Below are 12980 nucleotides of genomic sequence, written 5' to 3' on the forward strand. Positions count from 1 at the left end.
TCGGTTCGCCGCTGGCATGTGCTCCTTTCTCCTTTACAGACCAAGACCAAAGGCCCTACAGGCTAAGCCGGCCCTATTCGCATCCTGGCGAGCGGCACGGCTCAGAGACGAACGAGAGAGAAAATGACAACCACTGACCCGTATCCCGAGTCGAAGAAAAACGGCGGTATGCCGCATGCCGCGCGCAAGTATCAGCCCTATCCGCTGACCGGCCTAGATGACCGTACATGGCCGTCCAGGCGCATCGAGACGGCGCCCGTCTGGTGCTCCGTCGACCTGCGCGACGGCAACCAGTCGCTGGTCAACCCGATGGGGCACGAGCGCAAGTCGCGCATGTTCCAGTTGCTGCTTGACATGGGTTTCAAGGAAATCGAGATCGGCTTCCCGTCCGCCTCGCAGACGGATTTCGATTTTGCCCGCTGGTGCATCGAAGACCACGATGTGCCCGAGGATGTGTCCCTGCAGGTGCTGGTGCAGTGCCGTCCGGAACTGATCACGCGGACCTTCGAGGCGCTGGACGGTGCGCATCGGCCGATCGTCCATTTCTACAACTCGACGAGCGAATTGCAGCGCCGCGTGGTGTTCGCCAAGGACGTTGCCGGCATCAAGCAGATCGCAGTGGATGCCGCCAAGATGGTCACCGACATGGCTGAGAAGGCCGGCGGCGGCTACCGCTTCCAGTATTCGCCGGAAAGCTTCACCGGCACCGAGCTGGAGGTGGCGCTTGAAATCTGCAACGCGGTCATCGAAGTGGTGCAGCCGACGGCGGACAACAAGCTGATCATCAACCTGCCGTCGACCGTCGAGATGTCGACGCCCAACATCTACGCGGACCAGATCGAGTGGATGTGCCGCAACCTCGACAACCGCGAGAACCTGATTGTCTCGCTGCATCCGCACAACGACCGGGGAACCGGCATCGCCGCGACCGAGCTCGGCCTGATGGCCGGCGCCGACCGGGTCGAGGGCACGCTGTTCGGCAATGGCGAGCGCACCGGCAATGTCGACGTGGTGACGCTGGCGCTGAACATGTACACGCAAGGGGTCGATCCGCAGCTTGACTGCACCGATATCGAGCGGATCAAGGCGGTCTACGAGTACTCCAACCAGATGGTGATCCCTGAACGCCACCCTTACGTGGGCGAACTGGTTTACACAGCCTTTTCAGGCTCCCACCAGGACGCCATCAACAAGGGCATGAAGGCGATCCGCGCCGCCAACACGGAAATCTGGGAGGTGCCCTACCTGCCGATCGATCCGCAGGATGTCGGCCGTACCTACGAGGCGATCATCCGCATCAACTCGCAGTCGGGAAAGGGCGGAATCGCTTACGTGCTGCATGAGGACTACGGGCTAAACCTGCCGCGCGGCCTGCAGATCGAGTTCCAGGGCGATATCCAGCGCATCACCGACGATGTCGGTCGCGAACTGCCGTCGAAGGAGATCTACGACCGGTTCCTGGAGCGCTATGTCGAGCAGCCGGGTGCACGGCTTTCCTATGTGGATCACCACACCTTCCCGTCACTCGAGACGAAGGGTGTGCGTGAGGTCGAGGCGCTGATCCGCGACAAAGGCGAGGAAATCAAGATCACCGGGCAGGGCACCGGTCCGATCGACGGGTTCGTCCATGCGCTCTCGCAGCATATCGGTATCGATATCACGGTCGCCGACTATTCGGAGCACTCGCTTCAGCACGGCGCCAATGCCGCGGCGATCTGCTACATGGAAATGGAGCATCCGGGCGGCAAGCTGTTCGGGGTCGGTATCAGCACCAATATCGTCGCTGCCTCACTCGAAGCCGTCGTTTCGGCCGCCAACCGATTGATCGATAACAAGTAAGCGCGCCGGCGTCCGCTGCCGGTCTCAGGAAAGGAAAACAATATCTTGGAACCCGCAGCGGATTTGCAACTCAATGCAATCGAGGACGGGCGGCGCGACGGAGCGCCGCTCGTTTTCCTGCACGGCTTCGGCGCCAGTGCCGGCGTCTGGTCGGATATTCAGCGCAGTCTTGCCGGCAACAACGCGACCATCGCCTATGATCTTCCCGGCCACGGGGGTTCGGCGCTCGGAGCAAACCTGGCGCGGACCGGTAAGATGGCGGGCGCGATCACCGCGGATATCACGCGGCGGGGTTTCGACAAGGTGCATCTGGTCGGTCACTCGATGGGTGGCGCCGTCGCGACGCTGATCGCCCTGCGCACACCGCACCTGATCGCGTCGATGACACTGCTTGCGCCCGGCGGCTACGGACCGGAGATCAACCACCGGCTGCTGCGCCGCTACGCGTCCGCGAAAACGCCTGCCGAAATACTGGCGGCGCTCGAAAACATGTTCGGCTGGAACAGCAAGGTGCCGGAAAACCTGGTGGATGATCTTTTCGCAAGGCGCGGTGCGCCGGGCGCGATCGACGGGCTGAATTCCATTCTCGACAGCATGTTGCGGCGCGAGGGCGACGATTTCTATCAGGGCATGTTCAGCCGCAGCGAACTTGCCACATTGCCGATGCCGGTGAAGGTGCTCTGGGGCACGCAGGACCGGGTGCTGCCGACCCGCCAGGCGCACCGCCTGCCGCCGATGTTCGCAGCCCATGTGTTCGAAAACACCGGCCACATGCTGATCGAGGAACGCACGGACGCGGTGATACGGCTGATCGAACAGAACATGCGGGCGGCCTGACGAAATTGCGGTGTTCGTGCCCCGGCCGGGCCGCCTGTCCGGCCGGCAAACCGGGGCGATGGCCGATTTAATTTTCCACGCAGATACACTATGTTAAGGCTCGATTAACCATAGTTGACGGCGGATCGCTCGAATGAAAAAGGCCACGGGAAGCAGACGCCTTTCCGACGTCGTGCGCCAGGCGCGGATCGCGGCGGCGGAACGCGAGGACGTGGTGGTCGAGATGCGGGAGGCGGTTCACGCGCGCCTCGAACTGCTGGCCGAGGAACTGGAGCCTGTTTTCAAGGAAGTGCCGGCGGAGGACGACCAGTTCGACTTCTACCTTTCATCCGGAGAGCAACCGCGGCTCTGGATCGATGCCATCGCCCAGGTGCAGATGGGGCCGGACCGGCGTACCTACCGCTTCGTGCGCGACACGCGCTACGGCCGGGTTGTCATGGCCGAGAGCGCCGACCTGATGAGCATCGCCGACAGCGTGACCCACTATGTGGCGGAGCGCATGGTCCAGCGCCAACGGTATCTGGCGAGCGATATGCGGTTTTCCACGGATTCGGCGACGCAGGAGGAGAATCCGTCCGGCGTCGGCGGCGAAACAGGCCGGAACGACGCAGTCGATAAGCAAGGGGGGCGGGAATCATCCAGATCGGGAGGCCTCGGCGCACTGCAGGCCCTGTTCTGGTTCATTCTCGGTCTGATTGTCGCCGGTCTGGTGATCGCGACGGCTTTTTGGGAACAGCTCGCGCCGGTCCTCGGCGCCGGCTAGTTTCGCCCCCGGGGCTCGATACCCGGTCAAAGCTCTTGTGAATGAACCAGTTCAAACCGGCCGCTTCGGGCGACGAGACCGTGGCGCTCGAGCCGGCTTGTCCATGCACCCGGACCGCCGTCGACAGAAATGAGGTTGTATCCTGACGCAGGCCGGTTGCCGCCGGGGGCTTCGCTTGCTGATGGTACGCACACGACCGGAACGTCTCCGCCCCTGCCGGGAAGGCGGTAAAGCGTGTCGAGGTGCGTATGACCGTGCAGGACCAGTTCCGCGCCGGCCTTCTCGAGCACCCTTGAGAACAGGCCGATGCCGAGCATGCGCTTGTGCATGCTGGTGGCGCCGCGCACGGGCGGGTGATGGATCAGGACGATGCGGAACAGCCCGTCATCCTCGGCTTGCCTCAAAATATCGCTGAGCAGGTGCGCCTGGCGCCGGTCGAAGATGCCGCTCGCCATGAAGGGCGGTGTGGCGTGGGCGGTTGAGACGCCGATGAGAGCTAATTGACCGCGCACGCGCAGAAAGGGAAACAGGTTCTCGCCGGCGGACGAGGCCGGCTTGTCGTCGCCGAGCATGTAGGGCCGCCAGGCACGGCAGGCGAGCTTGAAGGAACCCGGCACATAGGCGTCGTGATTGCCGGGCACGACGGAAACGAAATCCGGCTCGCCGACGTCCGGGAGCCAGTCGGCAACAGCGGCTATCTCCGCCTTTGCGCCGAGATTGACGAGATCGCCGGTGATTGCCACGTGATCCGGCGCGGCCGACTTGATATCGGCGAGCAGCGATTCGAGAATATTGCCGAACAGGCGCTTGCGCCGGTTTCGATGCCAGTTGATGTAACCCGTGATGCGTTTCGACGCGAGCTCGCGCGGCGTCAGGCGCGGCAGCGGGCCGAGATGGATATCGGATATATGGGCAAGGCGGAACATGGGGCTGGACATAGCCGTCCGGCGAAGATTGAGCAAGGAACGGCCGACGGCGTGCCGTCAACTTCCGCCATCTCCAATCAGGACCGGCGCGGTCCGGCGCGCAAAATCTACCAGTGGCTGCTCAACCGGCTCTTCGCCCTTCAGCGGCCGCTGACGCTCGGCGTGCGCGCCGCGGCCTTCGACCGGGCCGGGCGGATCTTCCTCGTCCGCCACACCTATGTCCGGGGCTGGTACCTGCCGGGCGGCGGTGTCGAGGTCGGGGAAACCGTCTACGACGCGCTGGAGCGCGAGCTGGCGGAAGAGGGGAACCTCGCCATGGTCGAGCGGCCGGAGCTGTTTGCGGTCTATCACAACAACCGCTCAAGCCGCCGCGATCACGTGGTGTTGTTCGTTTGCCGGAATGTCGCCCAGAGCGAAATCCGGCGCCCCGACATGGAGATCGCCGAATCCGGTTTCTTCGCACTTGATGCGCTGCCGGAGGGTGTGACCGGTGCCACCCGGAGGCGGCTGGCTGAACTCGCCGGCACGGTGCGACCCGACAGTCGCTGGTGATGCCGCCTAAAGCGCGTCCCGGCCGTGGGGCGCCAATAGGTCGATATCGGGACCCTTCGGCACGATGCGCGTCGGGTTCACCGTCTCATGGCTCATGTAATAGTGGTTCTTGATGTGCAGCATGTTCACCGTGTCGGCAATGCCCGGTATCTGGTAGAGCTCGCGCAGATAGCCGGACAGCGCCGGATAGTCCTGGATGCGGCGCTTGTTGCACTTGAAATGGCCGACATAGACTGGATCGAACCGCACCAGCGTCGTGAACAGGCGCCAGTCGGCCTCCGTGACCCGGTCGCCCATCAGATAGCGCCGCTCCGAAAGGCGCTCCTCGACCATGTCGAGCGTCTCGAACAGGGCGTCGAACGCCTCCTCGTAGGCTTCCTGCTTGGTGGCGAAGCCGCATTTGTAAACGCCGTTGTTGACGTTGTGGTAGATCGGCTCGTTGATCGCGTCGATGTCGGCGCGCAGTTCCTGCGGGTAAAGATCCAGGCCGGCATCGACCCCCTCCAGGCCGTCGAAGGCGCTGTTGAACATGCGGATGATTTCCGACGATTCGTTGGAGACGATCGTTCCCTGCTTCTTGTCCCACAGGACCGGCACGGTCACCCGGCCCGTGTAGGTCGGGTCTGCGGCCGTATAGACCTGCCACATGTTGTCGGCACCGTTGATCGGGTCGGCCGTGGCACCGTCTCTTTCGCTGAATTCCCAGCCGCCGCTGCCCATGAAGAAGTGGACGATCGAAAGCGAGATATGGTCTTTCAGGCCTTTCAGTTTGCGCACGATGAGCGTGCGGTGCGCCCAGGGGCAGGCGTAGGAAATATAGAGGTGATAACGCCCGGATTCGGCCTTGAACCCCTCACGCCCGCTGGGGCCGGCGCTGCCGTCGGCGGTGACCCAGTTGCGGAACTGCGAATCGGCGCGTTTGAAGCGCCCCTGGCTTTTCCTGGTATCGTACCAAACATCCTGCCAGACGCCGTCGACGAGCATTCCCATGGTCTTTCTCCCTAGAGCGCGTTGTGATGCAAGATAGGGTGCCGCGGCGCGCAAGCGAAGATGGATTGATTGAACAGTGTGTTTTGCATTGCAATTGCACCGGCCTTTGTGTTATCCGCGCTGAACGAATGAAAGGCAGGACCATGAACCATACCGGACAGCTGCGACGACGCTGACTTTTGTGCGCCCCTCGGGCGTGTATCGTCGTGTCCAGCTGCAAGGAAACCGGGTTCAACCATGTCTGCGATCAAGCCTGTCTATCTGAACGAGATCCTCTCGCATCATCCGATCATCGAAGCCATCAACGATGAAGCCTTCGGGCCGGGCCGCTTCGTGCGCGCCGCCGAGCGGGTGCGCGAGCAGGGGCCGCATGACGCGGACCTTTCCTTCGTCGCGGCAGTGGATGACGAAATCGTCGGTTCCGTGCGCATGACGGCGATCACCGCCGGCAGCGTCGCCGGGCATCTTCTCGGACCGCTGGCCGTGCGCCCCAGCTTCAAGAACCTCGGCATCGGCAAGCAACTGGTCAGGATCGCGGTCGCAGCGGCTCTCGACGCGGGCAGTGAAGGGGTGATCCTTGTCGGCGATCCGCCCTATTACAGCCCGCTGGGGTTCGAGCCGGTGCGGGCGCGGCTGATTTTTCCTGGCCCGGTCGATCCGAACCGGATCCTGGTTGCTCCGAAGGGAGGCGACATCCATGATCGGTTGGACGGAGACATTGTCTGGCGGGGCGAGAGCGCGACTGCCGTAGAAGTGCGTGAAGTCGGCGGTATCTAGTTCCCCGGAAACCGCCACAGAGGTCGCAAGCGCAGCGTTCCTTGCCGTGATCAGGGTGCACGCGGCACCCTGATCCGGATTCATTCGCGATCGCGGAAGTAGTGGTGCCTGTGTGATCCGTCAAACCGTTTTGATTTCATGCAGCACCGCTTGAAATCTGCGCCCTGATCCACACGGACACAGATCTTTGCGGCCGAGTTTCTCAACAAGCTCCACCTCGCCGTGAACATAACGTTCACCGCGTTTGACGTTGGTTTCCGACGGGAATGATTTTCGACGTTTGCTGGTAACCTCAAAAGGAGGGTAGGCGGTCGAAGTCGCGATAACGGGTCATATCAGCCTCCCGAATTTCTGCTGGTCGATTGTCCGGAAGAACCGGCGCTGCGCTTCTTGCACAATTGTTGCCCGAAGAAAAGCGCGTATCGGCAACTGATGTTGCATCCAGCAGACGGGGCGCTGGTTTGCAATTAGGCAATCAGCTTTGCGCGAAACGGCCTACCGTCCTTCACGGTACCAGGTGCTGCCGAGCGCCAGGAACAACAAGGCCAGGCCGAAGAAACCGGCGAAGAGCTGCAGGCGGTTGACGCCCTTCAGCTCCGTTTCGCCGGTCACTTTCAGAACCAGCCTGTCGCCCGACGTGCGCACGCTGCCCTTGATGGGCAGGATCGAGGGAAGCGTGACACTCGAGCCGTCGGCGGAAACCCGTTGGACCGTCCCACCGGTGGCTTGCGCCAGCGGCCGCAGGAGTTCGGTCGTTGAAATGGTTGCCGTGAATTCCGGCGCGTTGACCGCGCCGACATGGACCAGGGCCCGCATGTCGCCGTTTTCGACATCGAACAGGCCGCTTTCCTCGACCGGCAGTTCAGCCTCGAAAAGACCCTCGGCGGATTTGCCGAGCGGCACCGTCAAGGTGTCCCCGGTCGGCGTGGTCACGGTCGCCGGCGGGACTTCTTCCGCCATGGTCTGGCGCGTGATCGTCAATAGGTTGCCGCGTGCATTGGCCCGCAGCGACTCTTCCTCGAGCGTTGGCTCCTTCATAAGCCAGTGGGCGATGCGCCGGTAGAGCGCCACATGCGGCCCGCCGCCCTCGAAGCCGCGCGCCCAAAGCCACCCGTGGTCGGACATCAGCATGGCAACGCGGCCCTCGCCGACCCGGTTGAGGATCAGCAGCGGCGCGCCGTCCGGGCCCTCGAGGATCGTGTCGTCCTCCGGCGCGTCGACGGAAATCGCCCGGAACCAGCGGCCCCAGTGCGGCGGCTCCTCGGCAGATCCGGGCAGGTCGCGGGTTACCGGATGGCGCTTGCCGGCGTCGCTCAGGCGCGGATAGAAGCCGACCTCGGCGATGTCTCCGGTCGGCACCGCCGGCAGGACGGGCGCGAGCGGTGTCGTGGCGATGGAATCGCGGCCCGCATGTTCGGGGCCCGCGGCAATCAGCAAGGCGCCGCCGCCGTCGACATATTGCGAAATGTAGTCGTAGTAGAGCACCGGCAGGACGCCGCGCCGCTGGTAGCGGTCAAAAACGATCAGGTCGAATTCGTTGATCTTCTCGACAAACAGCTCGCGGGTCGGAAAGGCGATCAGCGACAATTCGTCGATCGGCGTTCCGTCCTGCTTTTCCGGCGGCCTCAGGATGGTGAAATGCACGAGGTCGACGGCGGTGTCTGATTTGAGCAGGTTGCGCCAGGCGCGCTCGCCGCTATGCGGTTCGCCCGATACGAGCAGCACGCGCAGGTTCTCGCGAATGCCGTCCAGAACGGCGACGGCCCGGTTGTTTGCCGTGGTGATTTCATCCGGCAGCGGCGCGACTTCCAGTTCAATGATGTTGTCGCCGGCCCGTTCGACCTCGATGTAGAGCGGCATCGTCTCGCCCACGGGTGCCAGTTCCGTACTGTAGACTTCGCCGTTGACGCGCACGGTCACCTCAGTGACCTGCCGCGAGGCGGTGCCTTCCTCAAGAACCCGGTAGCTGATTTCCTGCGGCTCGCCGACGATGCCGAAGCGCGGCGCATTGACCAGTTCGATGCGGCGGTCGACCTCGCCATTCGAACCGGTGATGAGGCCGTGCAGCGGGGCGTCAAAACCGAGTTCAGCAGCGGAATCCGGGATATCGTGCACCTGACCGTCGGTGATCATGATGGCGCCGGCGATGCGCGATGTAGGAACATCCTCCATCGCAGAGGAAAGCGCCTCGAACAGCCGTGTCGACGGGGTCTCGGTGAAACTGTCATCGCCCACTTCGACGACCCGCACGTCGAGCCGCTGGAACCGCGCCAGCTGGTCCTGCAGCCGTTCGAGCGCCGCATCCGTGGCAGCGGTGCGTTCGGCCGATGCCTGGCTCTGACTGCGGTCGACGATGACCGCGACGACGCTGTCGAGCGGTTCGCGCTCTGTCTGCAGCACAACCGGGTTCAGCAGCGCCAGACACAGCGCCGCCAGGGCGCAAATACGGAAGAGCGCGCCGCGGACCTTCTGCCAGACGCTGAAGAAAGCCAGCACGGCCGCGAGGGCCGCGAGAACGGCGATGTACACAAGAGGTATGAGGGGGGCGAATTCTATCGACATCTATTGCCCCAGTCTCTCAAGCAGCGCGGGAACATGGACCTGGTCGGCCTTGTAGTTCCCGGTCAGCATATACATCATGATGTTGACGCCGGACCGGTAGGCGTGCTCGCGCTGCACCGGGTCCGGCGGGACGGTCGGGTAGACCGGAATGTTGTTCTCGTCGATCGCCCAGGCACCGGCAAGGTCGTTGCCCGTGATGATGATCGAGGACACGCCGTCGCCGCCGCGGGCCGGCCGGTTGTCGGGATTGTCTGTATCGAGTAGCGCCTCCACCCAGAGCGGGCTGCCGCGGTAGCGGCCCGGAAACTCGTTCAGGATGTAGAATGCCTTGGTCAGCACGTGGTCCTGCGGCACCGGCTCCAGCGCAGGGATGTCGAGCTCGGCCAATATGGCGCGCAGGCGCGCTGTCTCCGGCGAAACGACACCGGCGGAACTCAGGCCGGCCAGCGCGTCACGGGTATCGAAGAGCACGGTGCCGCCGTTCTTCATGAAGGTGTCGACACGGCTGATCGCCTCGCGTGACGGCGGGTCGGCATCGACCGTGATCGGCCAGTAGAGCATCGAATAGAGCTCCAGCGGATCGCGCTCGATATCGACTCCGACCGGCTCTCCCGGCTCCAGGGAAGTGCGGTAGGTCAGGAAACGCGTCATGCCGTTGAGGCCGAGGCGGCTTGTCCTGTCTGTACGCCGGTCGCCGGTTATGACATAGGCGAGATGCGTGCGGTCGAGCGATGCCAGGATCTCGGCGTCGCCCGGCCTTTCGTCTGCGGCAATTGCGGGATTGTCCGCTCCGGCAAGGCCGACGCCGATGACAAGCAGGCCTGCGCCGGCCGTCGCCTGAACCTTGCGCATGGTCAGTCGCGAGAAGGCGCCGGACATGAACAAGACGATGAGCGTGTCGGCAATGAGCAGCAGCAGCGCGGCGGTCAGCAGGTAGGGCGCGAGGTCGACGCTGGCGGCGCGCATGTATTCGGAATGCGTCACCGGTCCCGGGTAGTCCGGGAGCTCGAACGCAAACAGGACATCGGCGTCGCGCATGAGGTTAAGCGCGACGAATCCGCTCTCGGTTCCGTATAGTCCCGGCGGATTGTCGAAACTGACAGGTGGAAGCGAACCGGACCGGACCTTGAGCGGCTGCACCGCGCCCGACGGGGTCGTGACCGCCCCGCTCGCCGACAGCAGCCGGTAGGGCGGCAGGATCACCTCCTCGACGACGCCCTGGGCGCCGATGGTCGAGCGCGAAAGCAGGATGGACCGGCGCAACATTTCCACGAAATGCCCGGATATGGGCAGGTTCGACCAGGTCGCCTCCGCGGTGACATGGAACAGGATGATCCGGCCGTCCCCGAAGGCCCTGCTGGTGACCAGGGGCGTTCCGTCGGCAAGGCTTGCCCAGGTCCGCGCACCGAGATCCGGAGACGGTTCGGCGAGCACCTGCCGGTTGACGGTGACATCGTCGGGCCGGCTCATGCCCGCAAAGGCCCCCTGTTCGGAAAATGCCGCAAGGGGTTGCGGCTCGCTCCAGGAAAGCGCTCCGCCAAGCGCCCGTTCGCCGCGCCGCAGATCGACCGGGACGAAGGGATCGCTGTCATCGCCGCCGGCGAGCCTCGGGCCGGCGAAGCGCAGCAGCAGTCCGCCCTGCGTGATCCATTCCAGAAGCAGGTCCTCGACCTCGTCGGGAACCGTCCCGACATCGGCCATGACGATCACGGAGGGGCGCTGTTCGACCAGTTCGGCGATTGCGCCGCCGAGTTCGGAATCTTCGGGCACGATCAGGTCGGCAAAGGGCTCGAGTGCGCGTGTCAGATAATAAAGCGGCGACAGCAGCGGCTGCGACAGATCGAGCGGCTCGGCAGACAGCAGACCGACGCGCCGGCGCCGGGCGCTCTCGTCCAGCAGGTAGCGCGCCCCGGCATTGGACAATCCGTCGACCGATATGTTGGCGAAATCGTTGCGCAGCTCGAATGGCACGGTCAGCAGCGCCGTTCCGGTGGTCGCGCCCTCCTCGAAGCGAAGTTCACCGGCGGCAATCGGGCGGCCCTGGCTGTCGTTGGCGGTCACCGCATGGATTTCAGTGTGATCGGAATCGAGCCGTTCCGCAGTGACCGCAAATCCGTTTGCCTCGTTGCTCGCGGCCACGAGTGCGAGCGTGCCGTCGGTGGTGTTCTGGAAAACCATCACATCCCGCGGCGCGCGGTCCAGAAGACTTTGCCAGCTTTCAGTCGCGTCATTCGCCGTCAAACCGGACGAAAGCACGGCGAGTGTTCCGATACCGCTGCTTTCCAGGGCGGTCAGGACGGCTGAAACGGCACCTTGCTGGTTGCCGTGCAGCGGGCGTGGGACGGCCGCCTGCAGGCGCTCGCGCGCCCGTGCCGCGGTGTCCGGCGTTGCATTGTGCGTATCCTCCGCGGTGAAGACGATGGATACAGGCAGGTTTTCCGCCTCGGCATCGTCAATCAGTTCTCCGGCGACGGAAATGCGTTCCGGCCAGTTGTTCGCCGTCGACCAGCTGTTGTCCATGACGATGACCAGCGGCCCTTCGGCGCTGATCTGGACCTCGCGCGGGTTCATCACCGGCTGAGCCAGCGCCAGCACAATCAGCGCGGCGATCAGCAACCGCAGAACCGTCAGCCACCAGGGGCTCTTGGCAGGCGTCTCTTCCTTCTTCAGAACCTTCGCGAGGATGCGAAGCGGCGGGAACAGTTCGGTCCTCGGACGCGGCGGCGTCAGGCGCAGCAGCCACCATATGATCGGCAGCAGGGCCAGGCCGAAGAGGACCGCGGGTGCCCCGAAGACGATGGACAACGCGCTCACGATGCCACCTCACGAACACCGCCGCCCGGCTCGCCCGACAGATGCGTGTGCAGCGCGACCAGCGCGGTCGAAGCCGGCTGATCGGTGTGATGGGTGATGAAGTTCCAGCCGAGACGGCGGAGACTTTCGGATATGCCCTCGCGGCGGGCGAGATAGGTTTGCCGGTATTCCTCATTCAGCGTTTCGGCGCGGCCGGCCGTCAGCTTTCGGCCGGTCTCCGGATCGACGAACTCGGTGCGGCCGCGATAGGGGAAAACCTCCTCGACGGGATCGCAGATCTCAAGCACATGGCCGCGAATACCGCGCCTGGCGATCGGGGCGAGCTTGTCGATGACCTCCTCGGCGGGATCGAGGAAGTCGGATATCAGGACGAGATCGCTGTGGCGGTTGATCTGAGACACGTCCGGGAACTGCGCCTTGTCGGGGCGCAGATCGATGGCAGCGGCCAGACGCTCGGCGGCGTTACGGGCGGCAACCGGTTCCAGCACGCCGGGCGAGGCGATACGCTCTCCGGAGCGTGCGAGGATTTCAGCAACCGCGAGGAGGATCACCATGGCGCGGCTCTGCTTGGATACCGGCGCGAGGGTCGACTTGAACAGCATCGATGCCGATGAATCGCACCACAGCCAGACGGTATGGGCGGCTTCCCACTCCCTGTCGCGCACATAGGTGTTGTCGTCGCGGGCGGACCGACGCCAGTCGATGCGAGACAGGCTCTCGCCTTCCACATAGGGACGGAATTGCCAGAAATTTTCGCCGATGCCGCGTTTGCGCCGGCCGTGCCATCCGGCAATCACCGTGTTGGCGACCCGGTGCGCCTCCACCAGGAGATCGGGGACATAGGCGGCCCGTTGTCGCGCCCGAGCCAGTGCGGGGGTGGTCTCAACGGCCTCCGTCGCCTGTCCGATCGCGGCCAAGGT

General features: G+C 64.0%; 11 protein-coding genes. 5 read left to right on the top strand and 6 right to left on the bottom strand.

Annotation, left to right across the window (positions count from 1 at the left end):
* Positions 1–123: 123 nt before the first annotated feature.
* From leuA to E4M07_RS20245, 3 genes are all read left to right on the top strand, one after another.
* Entirely contained in the window at positions 124–1839 is a 1716-nt protein-coding gene (gene leuA / locus E4M07_RS20235; protein WP_136660211.1) for a 2-isopropylmalate synthase, read from the top strand.
* 45 nt (positions 1840–1884) lie between these two features.
* Positions 1885–2676 carry an alpha/beta fold hydrolase gene (locus E4M07_RS20240; RefSeq protein WP_169054313.1) on the top strand — a complete coding sequence of 264 codons (792 nt, stop codon included), beginning with the start codon at positions 1885–1887 and terminating at the stop codon, positions 2674–2676.
* 133 nt (positions 2677–2809) lie between these two features.
* Positions 2810–3439: a hypothetical protein gene (locus tag E4M07_RS20245; protein ID WP_136660213.1), complete on the top strand. Its 630-nt coding sequence runs from the start codon at positions 2810–2812 to the stop codon at positions 3437–3439.
* Positions 3440–3465: 26 nt separating this feature from the next.
* On the opposite strand, the gene E4M07_RS20250 is transcribed toward E4M07_RS20245, so the two are convergent.
* On the bottom strand, positions 3466–4365 hold the full coding sequence (locus E4M07_RS20250; protein WP_136660318.1) for a metallophosphoesterase: 900 nt from the start codon (positions 4363–4365) through the stop codon (positions 3466–3468).
* 51 nt (positions 4366–4416) lie between these two features.
* Between E4M07_RS20250 and E4M07_RS20255 the strand changes: the two genes are divergently transcribed.
* Entirely contained in the window at positions 4417–4917 is a 501-nt protein-coding gene (locus tag E4M07_RS20255) for an NUDIX domain-containing protein (protein ID WP_246660524.1), read from the top strand.
* A 6-nt stretch (positions 4918–4923) separates the two neighbouring features.
* Here the strand turns inward: E4M07_RS20255 and E4M07_RS20260 are convergent, their stop codons facing one another.
* Complete coding sequence (locus tag E4M07_RS20260; protein ID WP_136660215.1) at positions 4924–5907, bottom strand: glutathione S-transferase family protein; 984 nt, start codon at positions 5905–5907, stop codon at positions 4924–4926.
* Between the two features lie 237 nt (positions 5908–6144).
* On the opposite strand from E4M07_RS20260, the gene E4M07_RS20265 reads away from it, so the two are divergent.
* Positions 6145–6684, top strand: a complete 540-nt coding sequence (locus tag E4M07_RS20265) for an N-acetyltransferase (protein ID WP_136660216.1) — start codon at positions 6145–6147, stop codon at positions 6682–6684.
* Between the two features lie 120 nt (positions 6685–6804).
* Here the strand turns inward: E4M07_RS20265 and E4M07_RS29575 are convergent, their stop codons facing one another.
* The 4 genes from E4M07_RS29575 to E4M07_RS20285 all read right to left on the bottom strand — a co-directional run bounded on the left by E4M07_RS29575 (position 6805) and on the right by E4M07_RS20285 (position 12977).
* Positions 6805–6900, bottom strand: a complete 96-nt coding sequence (locus E4M07_RS29575) for an SEC-C metal-binding domain-containing protein (protein ID WP_246660525.1) — start codon at positions 6898–6900, stop codon at positions 6805–6807.
* Between the two features lie 279 nt (positions 6901–7179).
* A complete protein-coding gene (locus E4M07_RS20275; protein WP_136660217.1) occupies positions 7180–9246 on the bottom strand; it encodes a hypothetical protein in 2067 nt (688 codons plus the stop codon).
* Positions 9247–12063 (bottom strand): DUF4159 domain-containing protein, encoded by a 2817-nt coding sequence (locus tag E4M07_RS20280; protein ID WP_136660218.1) that lies wholly within the window; start codon positions 12061–12063, stop codon positions 9247–9249.
* Entirely contained in the window at positions 12057–12977 is a 921-nt protein-coding gene (locus E4M07_RS20285) for a DUF58 domain-containing protein (protein ID WP_136660219.1), read from the bottom strand. Before E4M07_RS20285 ends, E4M07_RS20280 begins: the two co-directional genes overlap by 7 nt.
* Positions 12978–12980: the final 3 nt, after the last annotated feature.

The organism is Nitratireductor sp. XY-223, from assembly GCF_004959855.1.
Lineage (GTDB): Bacteria > Pseudomonadota > Alphaproteobacteria > Rhizobiales > Rhizobiaceae > Hoeflea_A.